22 protein-coding genes and 1 pseudogene are annotated in these 24,998 nt (G+C 72.1%); 11 read left to right on the forward strand and 12 right to left on the reverse strand.

Annotated elements, in window-relative coordinates; all coding sequences use genetic code 11:
- The first annotated feature begins 149 nt into the window (after positions 1-149).
- Positions 150-1,499 carry an NlpC/P60 family protein gene (locus F0L68_RS33880; RefSeq protein WP_149853967.1) on the forward strand — a complete coding sequence of 450 codons (1,350 nt, stop codon included), beginning with the start codon at positions 150-152 and terminating at the stop codon, positions 1,497-1,499.
- A gap of 88 nt (positions 1,500-1,587) precedes the next feature.
- Here the strand turns inward: F0L68_RS33880 and F0L68_RS33885 are convergent, their stop codons facing one another.
- Positions 1,588-2,802 carry an MFS transporter gene (locus F0L68_RS33885; protein WP_149853968.1) on the reverse strand — a complete coding sequence of 405 codons (1,215 nt, stop codon included), beginning with the start codon at positions 2,800-2,802 and terminating at the stop codon, positions 1,588-1,590.
- A gap of 92 nt (positions 2,803-2,894) precedes the next feature.
- On the opposite strand from F0L68_RS33885, the gene F0L68_RS33890 reads away from it, so the two are divergent.
- Positions 2,895-3,509 carry a TetR/AcrR family transcriptional regulator gene (locus F0L68_RS33890; protein ID WP_223199373.1) on the forward strand — a complete coding sequence of 205 codons (615 nt, stop codon included), beginning with the start codon at positions 2,895-2,897 and terminating at the stop codon, positions 3,507-3,509.
- Positions 3,510-3,533: 24 nt separating this feature from the next.
- On the opposite strand, the gene F0L68_RS33895 is transcribed toward F0L68_RS33890, so the two are convergent.
- A complete protein-coding gene (locus tag F0L68_RS33895) occupies positions 3,534-4,493 on the reverse strand; it encodes an SDR family NAD(P)-dependent oxidoreductase (RefSeq protein ID WP_149853969.1) in 960 nt (319 codons plus the stop codon).
- A 214-nt stretch (positions 4,494-4,707) separates the two neighbouring features.
- Between F0L68_RS33895 and F0L68_RS33900 the strand changes: the two genes are divergently transcribed.
- Positions 4,708-6,990, forward strand: coding sequence for a tetratricopeptide repeat protein (locus tag F0L68_RS33900; protein ID WP_188316975.1), 2,283 nt, complete (start codon positions 4,708-4,710; stop codon positions 6,988-6,990).
- 50 nt (positions 6,991-7,040) lie between these two features.
- On the opposite strand, the gene F0L68_RS33905 is transcribed toward F0L68_RS33900, so the two are convergent.
- Positions 7,041-8,408, reverse strand: coding sequence for a hypothetical protein (locus F0L68_RS33905; protein ID WP_149853971.1), 1,368 nt, complete (start codon positions 8,406-8,408; stop codon positions 7,041-7,043).
- 119 nt (positions 8,409-8,527) lie between these two features.
- Between F0L68_RS33905 and F0L68_RS33910 the strand changes: the two genes are divergently transcribed.
- Positions 8,528-9,019, forward strand: coding sequence for a MaoC family dehydratase (locus tag F0L68_RS33910; protein WP_149853972.1), 492 nt, complete (start codon positions 8,528-8,530; stop codon positions 9,017-9,019).
- 1 nt (position 9,020) lies between these two features.
- Here F0L68_RS33910 and F0L68_RS33915 read toward each other — a convergent pair whose 3' ends face one another.
- The 9 genes from F0L68_RS33915 to F0L68_RS33955 form a co-directional block, all read right to left on the reverse strand.
- Positions 9,021-9,977, reverse strand: a complete 957-nt coding sequence (locus tag F0L68_RS33915; RefSeq protein ID WP_149853973.1) for an ornithine cyclodeaminase family protein — start codon at positions 9,975-9,977, stop codon at positions 9,021-9,023.
- Positions 9,974-10,984, reverse strand: coding sequence for a 4-hydroxy-2-oxovalerate aldolase (gene dmpG / locus F0L68_RS33920; protein ID WP_149853974.1), 1,011 nt, complete (start codon positions 10,982-10,984; stop codon positions 9,974-9,976). The genes F0L68_RS33915 and dmpG overlap by 4 nt, the downstream gene beginning before the upstream one ends.
- 76 nt (positions 10,985-11,060) lie before the next feature.
- On the reverse strand, positions 11,061-11,984 hold the full coding sequence (locus F0L68_RS33925) for an acetaldehyde dehydrogenase (acetylating) (protein ID WP_149853975.1): 924 nt from the start codon (positions 11,982-11,984) through the stop codon (positions 11,061-11,063).
- Positions 11,971-12,867 (reverse strand): HpcH/HpaI aldolase/citrate lyase family protein, encoded by an 897-nt coding sequence (locus F0L68_RS33930; protein ID WP_149853976.1) that lies wholly within the window; start codon positions 12,865-12,867, stop codon positions 11,971-11,973. Before F0L68_RS33930 ends, F0L68_RS33925 begins: the two co-directional genes overlap by 14 nt.
- Positions 12,864-14,153 carry an 8-amino-7-oxononanoate synthase family protein gene (locus F0L68_RS33935; RefSeq protein ID WP_149853977.1) on the reverse strand — a complete coding sequence of 430 codons (1,290 nt, stop codon included), beginning with the start codon at positions 14,151-14,153 and terminating at the stop codon, positions 12,864-12,866. Before F0L68_RS33935 ends, F0L68_RS33930 begins: the two co-directional genes overlap by 4 nt.
- Positions 14,150-15,019: a cupin-like domain-containing protein gene (locus F0L68_RS33940; RefSeq protein ID WP_149853978.1), complete on the reverse strand. Its 870-nt coding sequence runs from the start codon at positions 15,017-15,019 to the stop codon at positions 14,150-14,152. The genes F0L68_RS33935 and F0L68_RS33940 overlap by 4 nt, the downstream gene beginning before the upstream one ends.
- The gene (locus F0L68_RS33945; protein WP_223199375.1) at positions 15,016-16,257 is read right to left on the reverse strand and encodes an MFS transporter; all 1,242 of its coding nucleotides are present in this window, start codon (positions 16,255-16,257) and stop codon (positions 15,016-15,018) included. The genes F0L68_RS33940 and F0L68_RS33945 overlap by 4 nt, the downstream gene beginning before the upstream one ends.
- Before the next feature lie 312 nt (positions 16,258-16,569).
- Positions 16,570-18,018, reverse strand: coding sequence for a carboxylesterase/lipase family protein (locus F0L68_RS33950; protein ID WP_149853979.1), 1,449 nt, complete (start codon positions 18,016-18,018; stop codon positions 16,570-16,572).
- A complete protein-coding gene (locus tag F0L68_RS33955) occupies positions 18,011-18,895 on the reverse strand; it encodes a VOC family protein (RefSeq protein WP_149853980.1) in 885 nt (294 codons plus the stop codon). The genes F0L68_RS33950 and F0L68_RS33955 overlap by 8 nt, the downstream gene beginning before the upstream one ends.
- 116 nt (positions 18,896-19,011) lie before the next feature.
- On the opposite strand from F0L68_RS33955, the gene F0L68_RS33960 reads away from it, so the two are divergent.
- The 7 genes and pseudogenes from F0L68_RS33960 to F0L68_RS33990 all read left to right on the forward strand — a co-directional run.
- Positions 19,012-19,992 carry an Lrp/AsnC family transcriptional regulator gene (locus tag F0L68_RS33960; RefSeq protein ID WP_149853981.1) on the forward strand — a complete coding sequence of 327 codons (981 nt, stop codon included), beginning with the start codon at positions 19,012-19,014 and terminating at the stop codon, positions 19,990-19,992.
- Positions 19,993-20,096: 104 nt separating this feature from the next.
- A complete protein-coding gene (mobA, locus tag F0L68_RS33965; RefSeq protein ID WP_149853982.1) occupies positions 20,097-20,690 on the forward strand; it encodes a molybdenum cofactor guanylyltransferase in 594 nt (197 codons plus the stop codon).
- Between the two features lie 126 nt (positions 20,691-20,816).
- Positions 20,817-21,887, forward strand: coding sequence for an AAA family ATPase (locus tag F0L68_RS33970; RefSeq protein WP_149853983.1), 1,071 nt, complete (start codon positions 20,817-20,819; stop codon positions 21,885-21,887).
- A 74-nt stretch (positions 21,888-21,961) separates the two neighbouring features.
- On the forward strand, positions 21,962-22,846 hold the full coding sequence (locus F0L68_RS33975) for a DUF58 domain-containing protein (RefSeq protein ID WP_149853991.1): 885 nt from the start codon (positions 21,962-21,964) through the stop codon (positions 22,844-22,846).
- A complete protein-coding gene (locus F0L68_RS33980) occupies positions 22,843-23,817 on the forward strand; it encodes a VWA domain-containing protein (protein WP_149853984.1) in 975 nt (324 codons plus the stop codon). Before F0L68_RS33975 ends, F0L68_RS33980 begins: the two co-directional genes overlap by 4 nt.
- Positions 23,818-23,850: 33 nt before the next feature.
- A complete protein-coding gene (locus F0L68_RS33985) occupies positions 23,851-24,558 on the forward strand; it encodes an RraA family protein (protein ID WP_149853985.1) in 708 nt (235 codons plus the stop codon).
- An 85-nt stretch (positions 24,559-24,643) separates the two neighbouring features.
- Positions 24,644-24,998 (forward strand): annotated as a pseudogene (locus F0L68_RS33990) (hypothetical protein); the annotation flags it as partial.

The following is a 24,998-nucleotide window of genomic DNA, read 5'->3' on the forward strand; positions in this document are numbered from 1 at the left end:
GGATGTGACACGAGTGGCTGACGGTGTCCGAGTTTTTGCTGCGATAGGTGGAAACACCGAGGTAGGAGTGGCAAAGTCTCGGTCCGTGTCCGGTTGACGCCGTTTGACGCAATGCGTTGATCCGGACGGTCGAGTTGGAGGTGGGCGTGATGGCACCGAAGCGAGGTGCGGCTCGGTTGCTGGTGTCGAGCGCGGTCGCGCTGACCGTGGTGCTTGGCGCCGCGAGCACGGCCACGGCCGTTCCGCCGCCACCGCCCAACCCCAGCGACTCGCAGATCGACGCGGGCCGGGCCGACGCGGACGCCAAGGCGGCCAAGGTCGGCGATCTGACCAACCAGCTCACCCAGGCCGAGGCGCGGCTCCAGCAGCTCAGCGACGACGTCGAGTTCAAGATGGAGTACGCCAACAAGATGTTGGTCGACCTCCAGACCGCCACGGACGCCGCCGACAAGGCGCGGTCGGCGGCGCAGTCCGCCAGGACCGAGGCGGACGCCGCGGGCAAGGCCATCGAGGGTTCCCGCAGCCAGCTCGACGACTTCGCCGCGGCGAGCTTCCAGCAGGGTGCCACGATCGGCTCGGTCTCCGCCTACCTCGGCGCGAAGAGCCCGGAGGACCTGCTGGCCAGGGCGCAGCTGCTCGCCGCGGCGAGCAACTCCGGCCTCAACGCCCTCGACCAGCTCGAACGCGACCGCACCGACAAGGCCAACAAGGACTCGGCGGCCCGCCTGGCCAAGGACGTGGCGGACCAGAAGGAAGCCGACGCGGTCACGGCGAAGAAGGCCGCCGACGAGGCCAGGGCCGCCGCGGTCGAGGCGAGGAAGAACCAGGCGGCGCAGGCCGCCGACATCCAGAACAACAAGTCGCAGGTCGAGCAGCAGCTCGCGGCCGCCCAGAACGTCGTCGGCGGCCTTGAGGCGCAGCGCGCGCAGTACAACGACTGGGCCGCCGCCAAGCAGCGCGAGGAGCAGGAGGCGGCGCGCCGGGCCGCCGAGGCGGCGGCCGCCGCGACGCCGAAGGCCCCGGTGCACCACGCCGCGCCCGCCGTCCCGACCAGACCGGCGAGCCAGGCCCCCAGCGGTGGCGGCGACGTGGAGACCGTCATCGGCCGGGCGATGTCCCAGCTGGGCGTCCGGTACTCCTGGGGCGGCGGCAACGCGTCCGGCCCCACCGTCGGCATCCCCGACGGCGGGGTCGCCGACGAGTACGGCGACTACGCCAACGTGGGCTTCGACTGCTCGGGCCTGATGGTCTACGCGTTCGCCGGGGCCGGCATCTACCTGCCCAAGTACAGCGGTTACCAGTACACCTCCGGCACGCAGGTACCGGTGTCGCAGGCTGACCGGGGCGACATGCTGTTCTGGGGGCCGGGCGGCGGCACGCACGTCGCGCTCTACCTCGGCGACGGCATGATGATCGAGGCGCCGTACTCCGGCTCGGTGGTCCGGGTGGTCCCGGTCCGGTGGGGCGGCATCCAGCCCTACGCCGTCCGCATGCTCTGAGAGCGTGACCGTGGGTTCTCGATGAACCCTGCGCCTTCTCATCTTGTGCGCCCGTTTCGTCAGCAGCACCTGCCGCCATCGGCGATGGCTACGCTGCGGTGGTGAGTTCCCCGGCCGATCTCGGCTGACCTCCCGGTGTCGTGGCCCTGGCGCTGACGACGCCCGCCAGGAGGCTCAGGGGAAGCGCGATCAGCCAGATCAGCGGCGGTGCTCCCAGGGAGAGACCGGTGATGGGGCCGATGGCCGCGCCGATGTCCTCGGTGGTGGAGATGGCGGCCTGATAGGTGGCACGCCTGCCGGGTGCCGCCTGGCGGCTGACGAAGGCCGAGACCGCGGGGCCGTAGAACATCTGGCCCAACGCGATCGCCAGTGCGGCGATGACCAGGATGGGATAGCCGAGGCTCGCCGTGGCCAGGAGCCCGAGACCAAGTCCCTGGAAGCCGGCCCCGACCAGGACGAGGCGACCGGTGGAGTACCGGCGGGCCAGGCGGCTGGTCGGTATCTGGAACAGCGCCGTGGCCGCGGCGGCGATGGTGAACAGCGCGGCGTAACCGGTTGTGGTGATCGGATACTGCTGGTGGAGCAGGGCGAGTCCGTCGGCCTCCCACCAGGTGTAGGTGATGCTGAGCAGGCCGCCACCGGCGATGAGCAGGGCGAGTCCCCGGTCGCGCAGGATCACGCCGAACGCGGAGGGCGGCGCCGCGCACTCCGCCGCCGCCGCTTCGTCGGCCTCGCCCGTGCGGACCGCGTCGGCCGGGATGGTGCCGAGAATGGTGATCAGCGCTGCGATGAGCAGGATGCCGCTGGTGAGGAAGACGCTCGACAGGGACAACGCGGCGGCGCCGGCGCCGATCAGGGGGCCGGCGATCCTGCCCAGATTGGCCGCGACACGGTTGAGGCCGAAGGCGTGATGCAGGTCCTCGTCCTCTTTTAGATCTCCGATCAGGGCGGCGATGGTGGGGTGGAAGGCGGACTCGAACAGGCCGGCGATCAGGAAGGCGCCGATGGTCAGGACGGGCTGGTGGATGACGGCGAGGCAGGCGTAGCCGAGAGCCATCCCGGCGGTGGAGGCCACCAGGGTCCGCCGGTGTCCCAGCCGGTCGGCCAGTGCGCCACCGGCGAGACCGCCGATCAGCTCGCCGCAGGCGAGGGCGAGGAACAGCGCACCGGCGGCCGGACCGTCCAGGCCGCCGAACTCGCGTGCCCACAGCACGACGAACGGGACCATGACCCCGTCGGCGAGCGCTCCGAGCAGCCGGGCCGCGAGCAACCCGCGGAACGCGGCGCGGTGACTGTTCTTCATGGCCCGACCCCCAGCGATAGATTCGAGACACCTTGCCTCGTAAAGGAGGTTACCTCGACTTTCGAGGCAAGGTGTACCGATATGCTGGTGTGGTGAGTGATTCGGACCGGACCGGCGCGGCGCCAGGACGCCCGCGCAGCGAGGCCGCGCGGCAGGCCGTGCTGGAGGCCGTCGACGACATGCTGGTCGAGATCGGCTACGCGGCGATGACGATGAAGGGCATCGCGCAGCGGGCAGGCGTCGGACGCCAGACCGTGTACCGCTGGTGGGCCACCAAGGCCGAGATCCTGCTCGAGGCCAGCAGCGGCGACGCTGACCACGAACTGGCCAGCCCGCCGCGCGCCGATCCGGCCGATGATCTCGCCGGTTTCCTCACCGCACTGGCCACGTTCCTGACGGTGTCGCCCGCCGGACTGGGCTACCGCGCCCTGCTCGGTGAGGCGCAACACGACCCCGCCGTGCGTGACCTCGTCCGCGACGCCGATCTGCTTGGCCGGGCTGCCCGCACCGTCCTTGACCGCGTCCGGCCGCATGCCCCGGCCATGCCGGAAGCCCGTCTCGCCTCGGCACAGCTGACCGGACCGGTCGTCGCCCTCGTCCTCGAGACCGGTCAGCCGCTGCCTGCGACCATGCTCGCCGAGCATGCCCGGATCCTGATCTCGGCCTGGAGAAACGACCGTCCGGCGGACGGGAACGGCGTCAGCTGAACCGGGAGAGGGTCGTGGCCAGGCCTAGGCGAAGGCGTTGACGCCGGTCAGCTCGGCCGAGAGCGTCCAGAGGCGGGCGGCCTGCGCCGGGTCGACGGCGTACTGGCGGACTCCCGACGGGGTGAGCGCGTCCGCGTCGGCTGGCGCGAGCTCGGCGACGTCGCAGTCCTCCAGGTAGAGCCCGCCGAGGCCGGCCAGCTGCGGGGACGTCGCCGCCCACACGGTGGTCGCAGCGCCCTGTTCCGGGGTCTTGAACGAGACGGCCGCGGTGCCGTGCTCGTCGATCCAGCCGCGGTCGACCATTTCCTGCCGGTCGAGGTGGCGCTGCAACGGCGTCAGGATGCCACCGGGGTGCACCGCGAACGCGCGCACGTTCCGCTCGGCGCCCAGCGAGTCGAGCGCGACGGCGAACAGCACGTTCGCTGTCTTGGCCTGGCCGTAGGCCTGCCACTTGTCGTAGCCGTGCCCGAACTGGACGTCGTCCCAGCGGATGGGCGAGAAGAAGTGCGCGCGCGAGGACAGCGAGACGATGCGGGCACCGTCGGCGATCGCCGGCCACAGCCGGTTGACCAGCGCGTAGTGGCCGAGGTGGTTGGTCGCGAACTGGGCCTCCCAGCCGGGGCCAACGCGCGTCTCGGGGCAGGCCATGATGCCGGCGTTGCCGATGAACAGGTCGATCGCCCGGCCGGAGGCGAGGAACCGCTCGGCGAACGCGCGGACGCTGTCGAGGTCGCCGAGGTCGAGTTCGTCGACCTCCACGTCGCCGAGGCCGGCGAGCGCCTCCTCGGCGGCGGCGCGGCGGCGCGCCGGGACGACCACCCTGGCACCGGCGCCGACGAGGGCGCGCGTGGTTTCCAGGCCGAGCCCCGAATATCCGCCGGTGACGATCGCGAGCCTGCCGGTCAGGTCGACGCCGTCGATGATCTCGGCTGCCGTGCTGGTCGCTCCGAAACCGGAGCCGATCTTGTGCTGTGCAGTAGCCATGGCTACGACGCTACGAGCTGGAGCGCGCTCCAGCGCAAGCCCACGTGCCAGGCCGGCATCGGCATTCGGGTACGCCCGTTGGAGATCTTCGTTACGCCACCGGGCGAATCCCTCGGCCGCATCCACTCGTTGACTCTGTGTCGATATGGGGACGAGCGTCCACGCTAGAGTCCGATCTCGGGGGGACGTGTCGCGTAGACCGGGAGGAGCCGAGGTGACGGGCCGGTTTGGCGCGCTGTTGCGGAGGTTGCGGCGGCAGGCGGGTCTGACGCAGGAGGAGTTGGCGTCGCGCTCGGGCCTTGGGGTGCGGACGATTCGCGGGTTCGAGACGGGGGAGCGGGCGGATCCGCGGGTGGTCACGGTGGGTCTGTTGGCCGATGCGTTGGAGCTGGGGTCGGCGGCGCGGGACGAGTTGTTGGCCGCGGCGGTCGGTGTCGAGCACGGGGGCGGTGACTCGGGGAGTTCGGCGGGGCGGGTGCCTCGGCAGTTGCCGGCGCAGCCGGGGGTGTTCGTGGGTCGGCACCAGGAGTTGGCGGCGTTGGACAAGTCGCTGGACGCGGCGGCGGGTCATGGTGGGACGGTGGTGGTGTCGGCGATCGGTGGTGGTGGCGGGGTCGGCAAGACGTGGTTGGCGTTGCGGTGGGCGCACCAGAACCTGGACCGGTTCCCGGATGGTCAGTTGTTCGTCGACCTGCGTGGCTTCGCGGCCGACAGTGAGCCGGTGGCGCCGGGGCAGGCGGTGCGGGGATTCCTCGACGCCCTCGGCGTGCCGGCCGGCTCGATTCCCGCCGAGCTGGATGCCAGGGCCGGGCTGTACCGGAGTCTGGTAGCTGGCAAGCGGATGTTGGTGGTGTTGGACAACGCCCGCGACACCTCGCAGGTCATCCCGTTGTTGCCGGGCAGTCCCGCGTCCACGGTGTTGGTGACCAGCCGCGACCGACTGGCCGGCCTGGTGGTTGCGCACGGCGCGATCCCGATGCCGCTGGACGTCCTCGACGATCTCGATGCGCGTGACCTGTTGGCCAGGCGGATGGGGCACGACCGGTTGGCGATGGAGCCCGAGGCCACGGCCGCGCTGCTGCGGCACTGTGCCGGCCTGCCGCTGGCGTTGGCGGTGGTCGCGGCCCGCGCCGCGCTGTCGCCGGATGTCTCCCTGGCCGAGTTGGCGGCCGAGCTGCGCGACACCGCGACCCGGTTGGGCGCCCTGGACGCGGGGGATCCCGCCGCCAGTGTCCGCACGGTCCTGTCCTGGTCGCACGCCGCGCTGGAACCCGAGCAGGCGCGGGTGCTGGCGCTGTTGGGCGTCGCCCCCGGAGCGGACATCAGCGTGCCGGCCACCGCGAGCCTCACCGGCCTGTCCGAGGCCGAGGTCGGTGCGGTGTTGCGGGGACTGGAGCGGGTGTCGGTGATCGAGCGGCACGCGCTCGGCCGGTACCGGACGCACGACCTGGTGAAGCTGTTCGCCGCCGACCAGGCCCGCCACGACCTGCCGGCGGACGCCATCGACGCGGCACTGCGCAGGCTGGTCGACCACTACCTGCACACCGCCTTCGCCGGCGAACGGCTGCTCGACCCGCACCGCCAGCCGATCCAGCTCCCCGAGCCCGTGGCAGGCTGCCACCCGCGCCGGCTGGACGACCAGGCCGCCGCGCTGGCGTGGCTGGACACCGAGCACCCGAACCTGCTGGCCGCCCAACAGGTGGCGGCCAACCAAGGCTGGCATGCCGCGGTATGGCAGTTCGCCTGGTCCCTCCAGACCTTTCTCTGGCGGCGCGGCCACCTGCACGACAACCTCGCGACGTGGCGAGCAGGGCTGGCCGCCGCCCGGCGGTCCGGTGACCCGGCCGCCGAAGCCAGGGCCCACCGCATCCTCGGGCGCTCGCTGGCGCTGGTGGGGCTGCACGCCGACGCCACGCGGCATCTCGGCGAGGCCCTCGCGCTCGCCGAGCGCTCCGGCGACCCGGTCGCCCAGGTCCACGCGCACAACAGCCTCGCGCTGGCCTGGGGGCAGCAGGGGGAGGACGGGCGGGCGCTGGAGCACGCCGAACGCGCGCTGGCCCTGTGCCAGACCCTCGGCGACCCGGCGTGGGAGGTCGACGCGCTCAACAACACGGGCTTCGCCCACGCCAAGCTCGGCCACCAGGACCAGGCCCGCGCCAGCTGCGAGGCCGCCCTGAACCTGGGGCGCGCCAACAACTACCGCCTCGGCGAGGCCGCCGCCCTGGACAGCCTCGGCTACATCGCGCACCACAGCGACCACCACGCCACGGCCCTGGACTACTACCGGGACGCCCTCGCCCTGTACCGGGAGCTCGGCAACGCCTACTACGAGGCCGACACCCTCGACAGCCTCGCCAAGACCTACCAAGCGCTCGGTCAACTCGGCCAGGCCCGCGACGCGCGGCGCCAGGCCCTTCGGCTGTACCAGGCCCAGCACCGCACCGAGGACGCCGACCGCGTGCAGGACGCCCTCGACGCCCTCGACCCCGCCAGGTGAAGGGTCGGCGGGGCTGATTCCGTCGACCGTTGACGATCCGGGCACGAGTGTCAGACGGCCACTACGCAGTTGTCGGAGCTGCCTTGTCTGCTCAGGATGCCGACGATTCCTGAGGTGCCGTCGCCGAAGAACCGGGTGAACACGCCGGCGGGTCGGCCGCCGAACAGCAGCGGCCCGAACACCGGGGCTACGTCGACGTCGTGCGGCTCGTCCGCGCCGTCCGCGATCATCGCCAGGCGGCACGTGCCCGGAGCCACGAACTCCTGCACCACGCTGGTGCCGGTCTCGGCGGCCGTGGTCACCGCCGCCTCCCACTCCGCCTCGCCCGCCTCGCGACCGAGGAGGACCTGCTTGCCGCTCATCCCGAGGCCGGCCTTGAGCACCAGCAGCTCCCGGTTGCGCACGGCGAACCGAACGAGGTCCACCTCCTCGCCGCCCCGGGTGGTCCGCCGGTCGGCGAGAATCCGGGTCCACGGCAGGTACTTCTCGACCAGCGCGCGCTCGGCGGCGCTCATCCACGGCCGCCCCTCCGACAGCAGGCCCATGGTCAGCTTGCTGGACAGGAACGTGGAGGTCTGGGTGCCGACCAGCAGACAGCCGTTGTCCAGCGCGGCCTGCACCGGGGCCGTGTCGATGCCGTGCTCGACCCAGTCGGGGATGGTGAAGTTCCGCAGCCCCAACGGATAGCGCAGCCGAGGCGGGCAGTCCCACGCCTCGTGCAGATCCTCCGGCTCGAAGAACCGCGCGGTCAGGCCGTGACTGTTGAGGTAGTCGGCCTCGATGTCGAAGTACCGGGTGGAGGTCACCCCCTGGTCGCGGACGCTGCCGACCAGCGCAAACCGGGGCGCCACGGCCAGTTCCGCGCTCAGGCCCCGGAACATCTCGGCGCGCACCGCGAACGGGTCCTGGTAGCTGAACGGCACCCGGCCCTCGTCGTCGGCGTAGAGCTTGCGCCACACCTCGAGGCGGCAGTGCGTCTCCACCGGACCGCCGAGCGCGCCGCTGACGTTGAACTCGAGGAACCGGGGCCCGTCCGGCCCGATCACGATGTCCGGCCGGGTCACGCAGTCCGCGTACCGCTCCTCGACGAGCTGGTCGGCCACGAACAACTGGTGCTCGCTTGGCGGCATCGCGTACGCGGCCAGCCTGCCGCTGGTGGTGGCCGCGCTCTCCAAGGCGGTGCGGCGCACCAGGTCGAGCAGCGCCGCCGTCGCGCGGAACAGCTCGGCGTAGGACGCGCGCGGCAACGCGATCGGCGCGGCCGGCAGCAGCGGCTGGTACGGCCAGCCGGTGTCCCGGATCTCGGTGCGCAGCATCTCCCGGATCGTGTCAACGGGTGCGGCGGGGGCGAGCCGATGCCGGCCGAACCACGGGTGGCCCGACACCCCTTGGGCGGCAACGTCTTCGAGCACGTTCATCCGGTCTTCCCCATCTGTGCTGTCCATTGAGGTGGGCGCGCTAGCGTTGGGCTGTCCATTGAGGCGGGCGGCGCTAGCGTTGGTGGCATGGGTCGCCTTGAGGTACGGGGGAACAACGCATGACGCTGCGTCGGGTCGGGGACAACGAGTACGTCGAGGAACACGGCGGGGACTACGAGGACTTCGAGCCGGGCATGGTGATCCGGCACTGGCCCGGCCGGACCATCTCCGAGGCCGACAACACCTGGCTGACGCTGCTGACCATGAACCAGCACCCGCTGCACTTCGACCGGCACTACGGGGAGAACGCCGAGTACGGCCAGATCCTCGTCAACAGCGGGATCACCCTGTGCCTGGTCGGCGGCATGACCGTGCAGGCGCTGTCCGCGCGGGCGGTAGCCAACCTCGGCTGGGACAGGGTCCGCCTCAAGGATCCGGTGTTCGTCGGCGACACCCTCTACGCGACGAGCCGGATCCTCGCCAAGCGGCTGTCCAAGTCCCGGCCGGGTCAGGGGATCATCACCGTGGAGACCACCGGAACGAAGTCGACCGGCGAGACCGTCATCGTGTTCGAACGGTCCTTCATGGTGCGCTGTCGCGAGGCCGACTGAGTCACTCGCCACCCGCCGCTTCGTACAGCGCCGCGGCGGCGGCGGTGTCCTCGATGGCCATCCCGACGCTGCGGAACACCGTGGTCCGGCCGTCCGCCGTGGTCTCCCCGTTCACCAGCGCGCCCAACTCGTGCAGGTCGTCCGCGCCGAGCAGGCCGTCCGCCAGCGCGGCCCGCACTTCGCCGGCGTCCTCGACCGCGGCGGCCCGCTCCTCGACGAGGACGAACGCGGCCGCCAGCAGCGCGGGGTCGATCTCGATCGCGTTCTCGTGGGTCCCGCCGACCACGTTGACGTGCGCGCCCGGCGTCACCCAGTCGGCCGCCACCAGCGGGGTCCGGTCGCTGGTCGAGGTCGCCGTGCAGACGACCTGGGCGTCGACGACGGCCGCCTTGGCCGTGTCGCACACCGCGACTCTGACCTGACCCGACGTGTCGCGGACCCAGTCCGCGAACCGCTCGGCGCCGGCCCGGCCCCGGGAGAACACCCGAACCGAGCGGATCGGGCGGACGGCGGACACCGCCCGCACCAGGGCGCGCGCCTGCACACCGGCGCCGATCACGGCCAGATCCTCGGCGTCCGCTGGCGCGCACAGCCGGGTCGCCAGGCCGGCCACCGCGCCGGTGCGGACGGCGGTCAGCTCGCCGCCGTCCAACAGCGCCGTGACCCGCCCGGTCGCCAGGTCGGTCAGCACCACGACGCCGTGGATCAGCGGCAGCCCCCGGTCCGGGTTGTCCGGGGTCAGCGTGCTGATCTTGACGCTGCCCACCCCGCGCCGCTCCCAGATCGCCGGGCCGACCACCAGTTGCCTGCCCTCGCCGTGCTCGACGACCGTCCGCGACGGCGACCGCGTCCGGCCGGCCGACAGGTCTCCGAACGCCTCGGCCAGCGCGTCGATCACCCGCACCAGCCGGTCCGCGCCCGCCATGTCCGCTGGCCCGATCATCAGCGGCCCGGTCATGCGATGGCCTTCGCGGTGCTCAGCTCGGCGACGACGTCGACGATCAGGTCCTCCTGGCCGGCGATGGCCTGTCGCCTGCCGAGCTCGAAGAACACGTCGCGCGGGTCGACCCCCGCTCGCCTTGACTCCGCGAGCACCTGCGGTTTGAACCCGGAGAACACCCCGGCGAGTCCGCTGACGATGCTCAGCGAGCCGGTGACCGGCGGCGCCGGCATCAGCTCCCGCTCGGCGAACTCGGCGGCGTCGAGCAGCCCGTACAGCTCGATGCCGGTTTCGAAGCCGCTGCGTTCCAGCACCGGCACCAGCACCTCCAACTGGGTGTTGCCGGCGCCCGCGCCGAAACCGCGCGCGCAGCCGTCGAGGATGCCGGCCCCGGCCCTCGCGGCGGCCACCGAGTTCGCCACCGCCATGCCGAGGTTGTTGTGCCCGTGGAAGATCACCGGCACGTCGACCGCCCCGGCGATCGCGCCGATCCGCTCGGTAACGTCCTCGGGCAGGAAGTGGCCAGCGGAGTCCATGATGCCCACCGCCCGCGCGCCGTACCCGACGACGAGCGCGGCCTGCTCGGCCAGCTCGTGCGGGGAGGCCATGTGACTCATCATCAGCACGCAGTGCGCGTCCGCGCCGGCCTCCCGCAGGAACCCGAGATGCCGCTCGGCCAGCGAGGTCTCGGTGCAGTGCACGCCGATGCGGATCACGTCAGCACCGTGCGCGATCGCCTTCCGCAGGTCGTCCGAGGTGCCCCAGCCGGGCAGCATGAACACGCCCATCCTGCTGTGCCGCAAGGCTTCCCGCACGGTCGACAGCATCAGGTCGTCGCTGACGGCGGCGCGGCCGACCTGGAGGGAGGAGGCGCCGAGCCCGTTGCCGTGGCCCACCTCCACCACCGGGATCCCGGCCGCGTCGGCAGCCTCCGCGTACCCGCGCAACGCCGCGACACCGAGCTGGTGCCGCACCGCGTGCTGACCGTCCCGCAGCGTGGGGTCGTGAATCTCAACGGCGCTCATCGACGTCCTCGCTTCGCTCCGGGCGCCGACGAGGCTCCGAGCACGCTGTCTTGGATTGGTCGCTCGCTCCGCTCGCTCATCGAACGGCCCCCGTCCTGGCGGCGGCCGAACCGAGCCGGGCCGCGTGCTGCTCGGCGACCAGGATGGCGGCCGAGTTGATGATGTCCAGGTTGCCCGCGTACCTGGGCAGCACGTCGCTGTCCGCCGCGACCTCGAGGGACACCACGACCTGGTCGCCGGTCACCGTGCACGCGATGACCTCGTACCCCCGCGCGAACGCGCGCACCCGCCGGGCCGCGTCGGCGACCACCGCGCGCACCGCGTCGGTGGTGGCGTCGGGGATGATCGCGTGGATGGCCGTGCGGAACGTCGCGGGCGGCACGGCCGGGCTGATGTTGAGGATTGCCTTGGTGTCGCGCACCCCGGAGAACTCGGCGATGGCGTGCTGGGTGGTCGCCACGTACTCGTCGAGGTTGAGCCTGGTCGCCCGGCCGGCGATGCTGCTGGCCACGGTCGAGACGACCTCGATGTACTGCACGGCGAACCGGTTGGCCAGCGCGTGCGTGACCGGGATCGACGCCTGCCCGCCGCAGCTGATCAGGCTGACGTTGCGCTCGGTCGGCGCGTGCGTCCCGGTCACGGTCGGCACCACGAACTGCCCGACCCGGCTGGGCGTCAGGTCGATCAGCAGCGTGCCGGGGAGCGGCCGCAGCAGCCGCCAGTGCTCGGCGTGCGACATCGCGTTGGTGGCGTCGAACACCACGTCGAACGGGCGCGGGGCCGCGAGGATCGCGTCGATCCCGCCCGAGGTGGTCGGGTAGCCGAGCCGGGCGGCGTGCCGCAGACCCTCGGACTCACGATTGCGGCCCGCCACCAGCGCGCACTCCAGCACGGGGGACCGGTGCACCTTGCTGACCAGGTCCTGGCCGATGGCCCCGGTGCCGATCACGGCGACGGTGACGGGCTCGACGGTGGTGGTGGTGTCCTCAGTGACGGTCATGGTGCGTTGCCCCCTCGCCGTTGCTGTCGCCCCGGCCGAACCGTTCGGCCCAGGCGTCCCCGAGCGCCACCGTCGCGCGCGCCATCCGCGCGAACGGCGGGCCGACCATGTTCCCGTCCAGGACGGCGATGCCGCCGTTGGCCGCCAGCACGGCCTCGGCGACCCGCCTGGCCAGCCGCAGGCCGTCCTGGTCGGGCCGCAGCGCTTGGTTGATCGCGTCCAGCTCGCTCGGGTGCACGGTCGCCTTGCCGTGGAAGCCGAGTTCGCGGATCCGGTCGATTTCCTCCGCCAGCACGCCAGGTTCGGCGAGCCGGTAGTTGGCGGTGTCGACGCACGCGGCGCCGTGCCGCGCGCAGGCCAACGCCATCGCCTGCCTGGCCGCGAGCATCCCGGCCCAGGTGATCTCGACGCCGAGGGTGGCGGCCAGGTCCGCCGAGCCGAGGATCAGCCCGTCGGCCGCCGCCGCGATCGCGTCGACGTCGACGACGGCCGCCGGGGTCTCCATGGTCACGTAGATCTCCGGATGCGCGCCGGCCGAGGCGAGCGTGTCGCGCATCAGCGTCACCTCGACCGAGGACTCCACCATCGTCATCACGATGAAGCCGGGCCGGACCGGGGACTCGGCGAGCAGCACCAGGTCGTGCGCGGCCTCGATGGTGCCGAGCTGGTTGACCCGCACGGCGACGTTCGCCGGGTTCGGCGCCTTCTCCAGGGCCGCCCGGCAGACCAGCCGCGCCGAGGGCTTCTCCGGCGGCGGGACGGCGTCCTCAAGGTCGATCAGGTGCACGTCCGCGTCGTAGGACCAGGCCTTCACGACCCGGTCGAGCGACAGCGCCGGCGTGTACAGGATGCTGCGGGGGATCGCCCTGGTCGCGCCCGTCATCGGGCCGCCTCCTCCGGCATAGCCGTCTCTTCCAGCAGAGGAGCCTCCTCCGGTAAGGGAGCCGCCTGCTGGGCGCCGACCTCGATGAGCACCGCGCACAGCCGCCGGATCTGCTCGTCGGTGTGGCCGGCGCGGAGCATCACCCGCAGGCCTGCCGTGCCCCTGGCGACGATCGGGAAGAACACGGGGGAGACGTAGAACCCCGCCTCGTACACCCGCCGCCCCGACTCGATCACCGTCTCGTCGGTCATCGGCACGACCCTGATCGGGTAGGTCGTCCCGGTCTGCTCGGTCTTGATGTGCGTGTCGAACAGCTCGATGTTGTCCCGCATCCGCTGTTGCAGCGCGGGCAGCTCCTCGGTGCGGTGGATCTCCGCCGAGGCGAGGGAGGCGCCGACCGCGGCCGTGTTCATCGGCTGCGAGTAGCACAGCGCGCCGGCGAACCGCTCGATCACCCGCAGCGTCGTCTTCTGGTAGCCGTCGAGCAGGATCGCCGCGCCGCTGGTGCCGAACGCCTTGTTCAGCGTCGCCACGGTGATCGTCCGCTCGTCGAGCACCGGGCCGTGCGAGCGGACGTAGCCGATGCCGCGCTCGCCGTACGCCGAGATCGAGTGCGAGTCGTCGTAGTACACCAGCATGCCGTACTTCTCTTGCAGCGCACCGAGTTCTTGCACCGGCGCGTACCCGCCGAGGCTGTCCGAGCCGTCCACGACGTAGCAGACCCTTTGGTACTGCTTGCACATGTCCTCGAGGAACCCGAGGTCGTGGTGGCCGCAGGTGACGACCTCCGTCTCGTCGGCGCAGGTCGGTTTCGCGCCGGCCAGCGACACGTGGCAGTTCTTGTCGAACACCATCAACGGGCGGATGCCGTTGCCGAGATGGCCAGAGGCGATCAGCGGCAGCAGCCCGGCGCTGGCCACGCCGGCCGAGATCGCGCTCACCACGGTCGCGCCGAACAGCTCGCCGAGCGAGGCCTCCAGCTCCAGCAGCGCCGGGATCTGCACGCGGCTGCGCGGGATGCAGTGGTCCAGCACGCCGAACCGGCGCAGCGCGGCGATCGCGCCGTCGATGACCTTCGGGTGCGAGTCGAGGTCGAGGTAGGAGCAGCAGGTGAAGTTGACGAACTCGTGCCCGACCCCGGTGCGCAGCACGCCGTCCTGGAGCTCGGCGACGATCCCGGCGAGCCCGTTGCGCTCGGACATGTCCCAGAACGCGTTCCCGACGCCGACGGCCTTGTCGTTGTTGCGGTACAGGTGCGGTGGCGTGATGGCCTTACGATCGCTCACTGGCTCGCCGCCTCGGCGGGCTGGTAGTTGTAGACGCCCTTGAGCTTGCGGTAGGCGGCGGTGTAGAGCGCCACGCCAAGCACGTAGGGCCTGCGGAGGATCTTCAGGTCCCGCAGCCAGAAGTTCATGTTGATGTTCATCTCCTCAAGCGACTCGGCCTGGTGCCACCAGCCCAGCGGCAGGTACAGCATCTGGCCGGGTTCGAGGATCAGCTCCCGCCGCTGCGCCAGCTTCGTGACGAGCTTCGGGAAGCGCGCCGGGTTCACGTCGTCGAAGTCGAAGGCCTGCGACTTGTCGCCGAACCCGTGCATCACCGATCTCGGGTAGTACTCCCAGGATCCCGGCGGCGACAGGACGAATCGCTTGCGGCCGACCAGCGCGATGTTGAAGTTCTCCAGCTCGTCGAAGTGGCTCTGGGTGAACACGCCCCGGTGGCTGATCCACAGGTTCGCCGCGTTCAGCGAGCGCCGGTAGTCGAACAGCTCCTCGGCGTCGAAGCCGAGCACCGCGTTGACGTCGGCCGGGCTGTCGCGGATGTTCGACACGATGCGGTTCCAGGTGCCCGGATCGGTCTGGTAGCGGCTGTCCTCGAAGAACTCCGCGAGGCGGATGTCCTTGGTGGTCCACCGTTCCGAGTTCTGCTTGTTGCTCGGCTCGGTGAACAGGGTGACCATCATGTTCCCGAGGCGTTGCGCCAGGCCGTCCGTGCCGAGGCCCTGGATGTCCTTGGGCAGGGTGATCACCACCGGGACATCGGCCCGGATGAGGGCCTGCCGCCCGAAGGCCAGGAACTCGTCGAACGAGAGACGGGGGACCGGTAGGCCCGCGAGACCGTCCCGCTCAGCGGCCGGATGTGCTGTGCTCATGCCTGCTGACCTCTCTGTTCTGATTGTTCTGGTGCCGCCGTGTGTTCTGGTGCCGCCGTTCCCGAAACGGGTCGGGCGGTTGGTGCCTGCCGCAGCGCCGACTGCCCCGCGACGCTCAGGGCGAGGGCGACGAGCCCGCCGCCGACCGCGACCGCCGCCGCCTCCGCGAAGCCGCCGAGGTCGGCCAGCCGCCCGCCGACGGCCGTGCCGAGCGCGATGCCCAGCGCCCCAGCGCTCGTGAGCCACGAGAACCCCTCCGAGAGGGAACCCTTGGGGGCCACCGACTCCAGCAGCGTGCTGCCCGCGATCAGCGAGGGGGCGATCGCGACGCCGGCGACCACGGCGAGCAGGGCCATCACGAGCGAGGACGTCGCGAAGGCCAGCGGGACCGCGCCGAGCGCCAGCAGGCAGGTCGTGATCGAGAGCAGCCGTGCCTGGGACAGCCGCCAGTCCACCGCGCCGTAGACCGCGCCGGCGGCCAGGCTGCCCACCGCCGTCAGCGACAGGAACACGCCGGCGAGCCCCGGCGCCGACTGCGCCCTGGCGAACGCGATCATCGTGACGTCGACCGCGCCGAGCAGGAACCCCATCCCGGCGTAGGCGGCCATCAGCACCCGGACCCCGGGCACCGCGATCGCCCGCCGGGGGCCTCGGCCGGTGGCCGGTTCGGACATCGGCTCGGACCGGCGGTGCAGCGCGACGGCGATGGAGCCGGTCGTGGTCAGCACCGCGCACGCGACCAGGGCCGCGGCCGGGTGCACCGCCGCCGCCAGCAGGGTGACCAGCAGCGGCCCGAGCAGGAAGATCGTCTCGTCCAGCATGGACTCCAGCGCGTACGCGGTCCGCAGCAGGTCGTGCTCGACCATCGCCGCCCACCGCGCCCGCATGAACGAGGAGAACGAGACCGAGGTGCATCCGGTGACCACCGCCGCGAGGATCAGCACCACGAGCGGGGCCCGCAGCAGGATCGACACCAGCAGCAGCGTCATGCCGACCGCGTGCGCGAGGCAGGCGGTGAGTAGCACCCGCCGCTGGCTGAGCCGATCGGCCAACCGCCCGAGCACCGGGCTGGCCACCCCCTGCGAGACCAGCATCGCCGCGGCCACCGTGCCCGCGTTTCCCAGGGATCCGGTGACCGCCGAGACCAGCAGCAGACAGCTCAACGACCGCATGGCGATCGGGAACCGGCCGATCATCCCCGAGAACGCCAGCGCCGCGGCGCCGGGCGCCCGCAGCAATCGAAAATAAGATCCGAACCCCGAATTCAACCCCGACGTGCCCCCAGACACAATGCTCCCGTCAGCGTAATGTGCCATGTCGGAAACCTTGTCGATCACGGGCCGGAAACCCGGTCCCGCCACGCGTCACGGACGAATTGTTCCCCCCGACTGTGTCGATCCCCCATAAAAGCCTGGTCAGGGCTTTGACCTGCGATGTTATGCGGACGTCCGGCGGGTGTCAATGTCTGAATCGAGTCCGTCGGCCGGGCGCGCCGGTGAAAAAGCGGACCGATTCGCCATCATTTCATTCCCCTTGGGGCAGTCCGTCGATCAGTGCGGTTCGGTGAAGTGCAGGACACTGCGCCGACCCTTGTCGTACGTGGGCCAGCGCGGCGGCCTTTCGGGCAGCGGGTCGCCATGTCGGACAAAGGAGATCCAGCGCTCCTGCACGGACTCCACAATGGCCTGCTGGACCCCGGGGTCACCGCCCGCCAGCATGGGGGCGTCGCGCCAGGCGGGCAGATTGCCGAAAACGAAAGGCAATTCGATGCAGTGGCAGGCGCGGAACGGACCGGTCTCCGGGCTCCAGTCGAATTGGTACAGCCGGCCGGGGTTGCCGTTGGCGGCGAGCAGCTCCGCCAGGCGCACGCTGGGGGCGCGGAACAGGTGCTCGGTCACCACCTCGACGGCCAGCTCGGCCGGCCCGGTGCCACCGTCCAGTGTGGGGTCGCCTCGGTCGCCGAACCACTCCGCCGCGATCGCGCGCACCTCGGCCGTAGTCATCCGCGCCACCCGGTCGTCGGCCGCGAAGAACGCCGCGGCCTCGTCCCGGGTCGTGCCGATCACGAGCGCAACGCCGTCCGCAGCCCGAGCGCCGACGGCGGCCACCGGATCCTCGGCCACGGTGTCACCGTCGGCGACGAGCTGGAACGGCGGCGTCGCGTCGAACGGGTGACGTCTCGTCAACGCGGCCAGTTCCTGTTGCGCGACAAGGATGTCCGCCACCGGCACGTCCCGCAGCAGTCCGACCTGGTCGGGTCCGAGCCCGAGCAGCCGCAGGAAATGCGTGGCGAGCCCGGTGGCCTCGGCGGGCTGCGCGGGCCGCATCCCGCCGGGCGCGCTCTGCACGATGGCCCGCCGGAACAGGCCACGCCCGGCCGGTGCGGACAGCATGCCGAGGATCGACGTCGCGCCGGCGGACTGGCCGCAGACGGTGACGGTGTCCGGGTCGCCGCCGAACGCGGCGATGTGCTCCCGAACCCAGCGCAGCGCGTGGATCTGGTCGAGCAGGCCGAGATTGCCGTTGCCCATGTCCTCAGCCAGCTCGCCGAGGTGCAGAAAACCCAACGCGCCCAACCGATAGTTGATCGTGACGACCACGATCCCGCCGCGCAGGGCCAGTTCCGCCCCGTCGTACCAGTCGAGGCCGCCGGATCCGGTGAGGAAGCCGCCGCCGTGCACGAACACCAGAACCGGCCGGGGCGGGCCGCCCGGCTCCGGCGTCCAGACGTTGAGCGACAGGCAGTCCTCCGCGCAGGCGAGGTCGCCTGGGCCCATCACCCGGGCCAGCCGGGACGGCGGCTGAGGCGCGGCCGGTCCCGGCCGGCTCGCGTCACGGAGCCCGGTCCACGGCCGCACCGGCCGAGGCGGGGCGAAGCGCCCGCGCCCCACCGGCGGCGCCGCGTAGGGGATGCCGAGGAACCCGGCGACCTCGCCCTGCCACCGGCCGCGCAGCCGCCCGTGCGCGGTGGTCACCAGCGGCGGCCTGCGATCAGTCATTGGCCACGAACCGCACGCTCACGCCGCACGCGTCGGCCGAGGCGACCAGGAATCCCGCCGGCACCGACCGGGTCGCAATCCCGTTGCCCTCCACCAGGTTCCGCGCGGCGGTGAGGTCCGCCACCGCGACGGACAGCGCGGCGAACGAGGGCAGCGCAGGCGAGGTCTCGCCGGGCAGCACGTCCCCGAAGGCGGAAGCGGGGACGATCTCCACCCGGCCCGTCCGCAGCTCGAACACGTGTCGCGGACCGTGCACCTCCGGGTGCGCGTCGAGGATGAGCGAGTAGCGGGTGACCTCGTCGTCCAGTTCGCCGTCGTCGACCGCCACCAGCACGCCGTCCAGTCGCGTTGCGCCGTTCGCGTGCCGCAGGTACCTGGCCTGGTGCACGTACTCGGGGTCGAGGTGCGAAGCCGCCCCGAGCCAGCCGCCCGACCGGTGGTCGACGTGCACGCTGCTGGCCCGCATGGTCCGCGTCCCCTCCGGCGTGTCGACCTCGCGGGCCAGCGACAGCACTCCCGACGAGGACAGCCCGGAGGCTGCGAGCCTGGCCGACACCACCTCGGCGTCGCCGCAGCCGAACACCAGCCCTCGGAAGCCCTGGCGCTCCTCGGCCACCGGCCGCACCCGCCACGGGTCCGGCGCGGTCTCGTCCACGATGCCGAGCAGTTCGAGGTAGGACTCGCCGAACAGCGCGCACCGGTTGGCGGTGCAGGTCGCGGTGAGCGGGCCGCCCGGCCGGTCGGACAGCTGGTGCGGCGACGGCGGGCTGAGCGTGAAGCCGAGCGCCTGGTACCGCTCGGACAGCGCGTCCAGATCCTTGGTCAGCAGCACGGCGTGGTCGATGTAGTCGATGTCGGCGGCTCGTGTCGAGTTCATCTCGGTCTCCGTTCGGGTTGGCTTGGGCCTACCCGGCAAAGGCTGCGCATCCTGGACCGCGTTCGACAGTCAATGCGCATTCCGTGGCGTAATCCGACATGTCGTAGCGTGTGCTGGTGGAATCGCTCACGCTGGACGAACTCGACCGTCAACTCGCGCACGCGCTGCAGGTCGACGGCCGGGCGTCGTTCAGCCGGATCGCCGCCGTGCTCGGCGTCTCCGACCAGACGGTCGCCCGCCGCTACCGCCGGCTGCGCACGGCCGGCGCGCTGCGAGTGATCGGCCTGCCCGACGCCCGGCGCATCGGCTGCGTCGACTGGCTGGTGCGCATCCAGTGCGCCCCCAATGCGGCCGCCTCGGTCGCGGCGGCGCTGTCCCGCCGGTCCGACACCTCGTGGGTGAGCCTGACCTCCGGCGGCACCGAGATCACCTGCATCACCAGGACGCGCCACCGGCAGGACAGCGACTCGCTGCTGCTGCAGACGCTGCCGCGCACCCCGCAGGTCGTCGCGATCACCGCGCACTGCCTGCTGCGCAACCTGGCCGGCACCACCGGCTGGCCCGGCCGCACCGCCGCCCTCACCGCACCGCAGATCGACGCCCTGCGCCCCGCGCCGGTACCGGACGCCGACCAACCAGTCGAACTGGGCGATGCGGACCAGCGCCTGCTGGCCGAACTCGCCAAGGACGGCCGCGCGGGCTATCCGGCGCTCGCCTCCGCGACTGGATGGTCCGAGTCCACGGTGCGCAGGCGACTCGACCAGTTGCGCCGCGCGAACGTCCTCTACTTCGACGTCGACCTCGACCCGCTGCTGCTCGGGTACGCCACGGAGGCGATCCTGTGGCTCACGGTGGCTCCCGGCCATCTCACGGACGTCGCCGCCGCGCTGGCCGGGCACCCCGAGATCGCCTTCGCCTCGGCCACCACCGGCCCGACGAACGTGGTCGCGTTCGCCGTCTGCCGCGACGCGGACGCCCTCTACGACTACCTCGCCACCCGCCTCGGCGCGCTGGCCGGCGTGCTGCGCGTGGAGACCGCGCCGATCATCCGCAGCGCCAAGCGCGCCGGCACCGCGCTGGTCCCGCCCACGCGCTGACCGGCACCCGGGGAGCGGCAGAGCCCGGCGGGTGCGAAGATCACGGGAAAGACGCGGCGAGGAACCCGGCGAACGGCCCGGCTCGGACAGACAGGCGGCGACCAGTGCGACGCGAACCCACCGCGGCCGTCGTGCTCGCCGGCGGCCGGGCCAGCAGGCTGGCCGGGATCGACAAGGCCGCCGTCGAGCTGCACGGCAGGACCCTGCTGTCCCGCGCGCTGGCCGCCGCGGCAGGGGCGGACCACGTGGTCGTCGTCGGCCCCCGGCGCCAGCTGACCGACGGGCCGGAACCGCTGTGGACGCGCGAGGAGCCGCCGGGCGCGGGCCCGGTCGCCGGCCTGGCCGCAGGCCTCGCGGCGCTCCCCGCCGACGTCGGCCTGGTGACGCTGCTCGCGGTGGACCAACCGATGGTGACGGACCGGACCGTGGCGCGGCTGGTCGCGGCCCTGGCCGGGGAACCGGGCGCGGCCGGCGCGCTGCTGGTCGACGACGCCGGCAGGGCGCAGTGGCTCGCCGGAGTGTGGCGGGCCGACCGGCTGCGCGCCGCGCTGTCCGAGGACCCCGCAGGCAGGTCGCTGCGGGCGGTGCTCGGCCCGCTCGAACCGCTCAGGGTGCCGGCCCTGCCCGGCGAGACCGACGACGTGGACACCCCCGACGACCTCGACCGGCTCCGCCGCGTCCCCGAGACACCCCCGTGACCGGGAAAAGTCCCGAGAAGAGCCCCCGGACGCGAGAAGTTGACAGCCGTCATACCGCCAACAGGGTTGGCTAGGCTGGCGCATCACCAAGATTCGCGCTGTGTTCGATTTGTAGGAGGATGGCCAGTGTCGGAGCCCGGTCCCGTCGAGGGCGCGGCGAGCACGCAGTCGCCGAACACCCCGGCCCGCGATGCCCAGTTGCTCGAACGCACGGTGTTCGAGGTCAAACGGGTCATCGTCGGCCAGGACCGGTTGGTCGAGCGGATGCTCGTCGGCCTGCTCGCCAAGGGGCACCTGCTGCTCGAAGGCGTGCCCGGCGTCGCGAAGACCCTGGCGGTGGAGACCTTCGCGACCGTGGTCGGCGGCTCGTTCTCCCGCGTGCAGTTCACCCCCGACCTGGTGCCCGCCGACATCCTCGGCACCCGGATCTACCGGCAGGCCAAGGAAACCTTCGACGTCGAGCTCGGCCCGGTGGTGGCGAACTTCGTGCTCGCCGACGAGATCAACCGCGCGCCGGCCAAGGTCCAGTCGGCGATGCTGGAGGTGATGGCCGAGCGGCACGTGTCCATCGGCGGCCAGACCTTCCCGATGCCCGACCCGTTCCTGGTGCTCGCCACGCAGAACCCGATCGAGAACGAGGGTGTGTACCCGCTGCCGGAGGCGCAGCGCGACCGCTTCCTGTTCAAGATTATCGTGGAGTACCCCACCGCCGAGGAGGAGCGGGAGATCGTCTACCGGATGGGCGTGCAGCCGCCGGTCCCGCACCAGGTGCTCAGCCCCGAGGAGCTGACCAGGCTCCAGGGCGTGGCCTCCCGCGTCTTCGTGCACCACGCGCTGGTGGACTACGTGGTGCGCCTCGTCCTCACCACCCGCGCGCCGAGCGAGCACGGGCTGTCCGACGTGGCCGGCTGGGTCGCCTACGGCGCCTCGCCCCGCGCGAGCCTCGGCATCATCGCCGCGTCCCGCGCGCTCGCCCTGGTCCGCGGTCGCGACTACGTGTTGCCCCAGGACGTCGTCGACGTCGTGCCCGACGTGCTGCGGCACCGGCTCGTGCTGTCCTACGACGCGCTGGCCGACGGCGTGCCGCTGGACCACATCATCACCCGCGTGCTCCAGACCGTGCCGCTGCCCCAGGTCTCCGCCCGGCCGCAGCAGCCCGCCGCGCCGATGGCTCCCGCGCAGGCCGGTCGGCCGTGACCAAGAAGGCGGCCGACGAAGAGCACTCCCCGTCGCGGCCGTCCTGGGCGCCGCCGACGCTGGCCGCCGGCCGCATGGAGGCCGCGCTGCGGACCCTCGAACTGGACGTGCGGCGGCGGCTGGACGGCCTGTTGCAGGGCAACCACCTCGGCCTGGTGCCCGGCCCCGGCTCCGAGCCCGGCGAGGCTCGGCCGTACCAGCCTGGCGACGACGTGCGGCGGATGGACTGGGCGGTGACGGCCAGGACCACCGTGCCGCACATCAGGGAGACGGTGGCCGACCGCGAGCTGGAGACCTGGCTCGTCATCGACCTGTCGCCCAGCCTGGACTTCGGCACGGCGGCCTGCGAGAAGCGTGACCTCGCGATCGCCGCCACCGCCGCCGTCGCCCACCTCACCGGTGGCGGCGGCAACCGGATCGGCGCGCTGGTGTCCACCGGCGACCAGGTCGTCCGGGTGCCGGCGCGGGGCGGCCTCGCGCACGCGCGCGGGCTGGTCCGCAAGGTGGCCGAGACGCCGCGCGCCCCCGAGGGCACCAGGGGAGACCTGGCCGAGGCGCTGGAGCAGCTGCGCAGGCCGCCGAGGCGGCGCGGCCTCGCCGTGGTGGTGTCGGACTTCCTCGGGCCGATGGACTGGCAGCGTCCGCTGCGGGCGCTGTCCGGACGGCACGACCTGGTTGCCATCGAGGTGCTCGACCCGCGCGACATCGACCTGCCCGAGGTCGGCACCGTGGTGCTGGCCGATCCGGAGAGCGGGCGGCAGCGGGAGGTCACCGCGTCGCCGTTGCTGCGCAGGGAGTTCGCCGCGGCCGCCGCGCAGCACCGCGCCAACGTGGCCGCGGGCCTTCGGCAGGCGGGCACCGGGCATCTGGTGCTGCGCACCGACTCCGACTGGATCGCCGACACCGTGCGGTTCATCGTGGCGCGCAAGCGCCGGTGGTCCGGGGGCGTCGCCGGATGAGTTTCCACTTCGGGAACTTCGCCACGCCGTGGTGGTTCCTGCTGTTCGCCGGCGTCGGCGCCCTCCTGGCCGGCTACCTGCTCGTGCAGCGCGTGGTGCGCACCCGCACGCTGCGCTTTGCCAGCGCGCCGCTGCTGGACCGGCTCGTGTCCAGCCGGCCGGGCTGGCGCGCGCACATTCCCGTCGCGCTGCTGCTGGTCGCGTTCGCGCTGCTGACGATCGGGCTCGCCGGCCCGACGGCGGAGCAGAAGATCCCGCGCAACCGGGCGACCGTGCTGCTGGTGATCGACGTGTCGCTGTCGATGAAGTCGACCGACATCCCGCCGAGCCGCCTCGAGGTGGCCAAGACGGCGGCGAAGACCTTCGCCGACGAGGTGACCCCCGGCGTCAACATCGGGCTGATCTCGTTCGCGGACTCGCCGACCGTGCTGGTGTCGCCGACGACGGACCGGACCAGCGTCAAGCAGGGCCTGGACAGCATGAAGACCGGGACGTCGACCGCGACCGGGGACGCCATCGCGACGGCGATCTCCACCATCGACTCGTTCGGCCGGATCATCGGCGGCGCCGAGGGCCCGCCGCCCGCGCGGATCGTGTTGATGAGCGACGGCAAGGAGAACTACGGCACCCGCAAGTCCACCGACGCGGCCGACGACGCGAAGAAGGCCGGCATCCCCATCTCGACGATCTCCTACGGCACCGACCAGGGCGTGGTCGACGACGGCAGCAGCACGAGCCGCCAGGTGCCCGTGGACGACAAGGCGCTCAAGGACATCGCCGACCGCTCCGGCGGTTCGTTCTTCAAGGCGGCCTCCGCCGACCAGCTCCGCGGGGTGTACGACTCGCTGCGCGAGCAGATCGGCTTCGAGGTCAAGGTGTCCGACGCGAGCCGGCCGTGGCTGACCGTCGGCAGCCTGCTCGCGCTGCTGGCCATCGGCTCCGCACTGGTGCTCGGCCAACGCCTGCCCTAGGACTCCCGGTCGACAGAGAAATATGATCACCGCATGGAGACCGAGGATCTTCGGCAGCGGTTCGCGTCGTTGACCACCGCACACCTCGCCGACGCGTGCATCCGCGCTGGGCTCCCGGTGCGCTGCGCGCCGAGCGGGCTGCGCGCGGTCAGCGCCGGTGATCGCGTCGTCGGGCGCGTGTGCCCGGCACGCCATGTCGGCAGCGTCGACATCTTCCTTGAGGCGTATGAGGGTGCGGCTCCCGGCGACGTGCTGGTGGTCGACAACGACGGCCGGGTCGACGAGGCCTGCGTCGGCGACCTCGCGGTGCTGGAGGCCAGGAACGCCGGGCTGTCCGGGGTGGTGATCTGGGGCCTGCACCGCGACACGGCCGACATCAGGGCGATCGGGCTGCCGGTCTTCAGTCTCGGCGCGCTGCCGACCGGCCCGCTGCGCCTTGACCCGCGCAAGGACGACGCGCTGACCGCCGCCGTGGTCGGCGACTGGACCGTTGGGCCCGACGATCTCGTCCTCGGCGACGAGGACGGCGTGCTGTTCGTGCCGGCATCCCGCGCCGGGGACCTGTTCGCGCTCGCGGAGACGATCCGCGACACCGAGCGGCGCCAGGCCGACCAGATCCGCGACGGCGTCTCGCTGCGCAGCCAGGTGCGGTTCGGCGAGTACCTCGCGAACCGGCGCGTGACGCCGTCGCTGACCTTCCGCGACCACCTGCGGGCCGTCGGCGGGGCCATCGAGGAGTGACGCGCTACCGGGATGCGGGCAGGTGCTTCGCCATTGAGGGCGGGGGTGAAGGCCTGTGCTGGGCGGGCCGTCAAGGCCCAGGGCAGTGCCTGACACTGGGCGGTTGTGCTGCTCGATCCGCAACTTCTTCGCCTCGGTCACCGGCAAGCGCAAGGGCCGCAAGGTCGCTCCGCCCCGGTTCCGGTCCCGCAAGGACCACCGGCAGGGCATCCGCTTCACCCGCAACGCCCGGTTCGCGGTCCTCGACGACGGCAAGCTGCGGTTGCCGAAGGTCGGTGACCTGCGCGTGCGGTGGTCGCGGCCCCTACCGTCGGCCCCGTCGTCAGTCACGATCGTGAAGGACGCGGGGGGCCGGTACTTCGCCTCCTTCGGCGTCCAGACCGGCGAGGGCGAGGGCGTGGTGCTGCCGCCGTCCGGCGCCGAGGTCGGGATCGACCTGG

Origin of the sequence: Solihabitans fulvus, from assembly GCF_008386585.1 — a bacterium.
Classification (GTDB): domain Bacteria; phylum Actinomycetota; class Actinomycetes; order Mycobacteriales; family Pseudonocardiaceae; genus Solihabitans; species Solihabitans fulvus.

Bases quoted from the DNA above. Each gene is read 5' to 3' on its own strand.
- F0L68_RS33905 (WP_149853971.1), bottom strand. From the start codon at position 8,408: ATGAACGTGCTCGAAGACGTTGCCGCCCAAGGGGTGTCGGGCCACCCG.
- F0L68_RS33915 (WP_149853973.1), bottom strand. From the start codon at position 9,977: ATGACCGGGCCGCTGATGATCGGGCCAGCGGACATGGCGGGCGCGGAC.
- F0L68_RS33895 (WP_149853969.1), bottom strand. From the start codon at position 4,493: ATGGCTACTGCACAGCACAAGATCGGCTCCGGTTTCGGAGCGACCAGC.
- F0L68_RS33955 (WP_149853980.1), bottom strand. From the start codon at position 18,895: ATGAACTCGACACGAGCCGCCGACATCGACTACATCGACCACGCCGTG.
- F0L68_RS33975 (WP_149853991.1), top strand. From the start codon at position 21,962: ATGGAGGCCGCGCTGCGGACCCTCGAACTGGACGTGCGGCGGCGGCTG.
- F0L68_RS33950 (WP_149853979.1), bottom strand. From the start codon at position 18,018: ATGACTGATCGCAGGCCGCCGCTGGTGACCACCGCGCACGGGCGGCTG.
- F0L68_RS33880 (WP_149853967.1), top strand. From the start codon at position 150: ATGGCACCGAAGCGAGGTGCGGCTCGGTTGCTGGTGTCGAGCGCGGTC.
- F0L68_RS33980 (WP_149853984.1), top strand. From the start codon at position 22,843: ATGAGTTTCCACTTCGGGAACTTCGCCACGCCGTGGTGGTTCCTGCTG.
- F0L68_RS33885 (WP_149853968.1), bottom strand. From the start codon at position 2,802: ATGAAGAACAGTCACCGCGCCGCGTTCCGCGGGTTGCTCGCGGCCCGG.
- dmpG (WP_149853974.1), bottom strand. From the start codon at position 10,984: ATGAGCGCCGTTGAGATTCACGACCCCACGCTGCGGGACGGTCAGCAC.
- F0L68_RS33940 (WP_149853978.1), bottom strand. From the start codon at position 15,019: ATGAGCACAGCACATCCGGCCGCTGAGCGGGACGGTCTCGCGGGCCTA.
- F0L68_RS33985 (WP_149853985.1), top strand. From the start codon at position 23,851: ATGGAGACCGAGGATCTTCGGCAGCGGTTCGCGTCGTTGACCACCGCA.
- F0L68_RS33910 (WP_149853972.1), top strand. From the start codon at position 8,528: ATGACGCTGCGTCGGGTCGGGGACAACGAGTACGTCGAGGAACACGGC.
- F0L68_RS33925 (WP_149853975.1), bottom strand. From the start codon at position 11,984: ATGACCGTCACTGAGGACACCACCACCACCGTCGAGCCCGTCACCGTC.
- F0L68_RS33930 (WP_149853976.1), bottom strand. From the start codon at position 12,867: ATGACGGGCGCGACCAGGGCGATCCCCCGCAGCATCCTGTACACGCCG.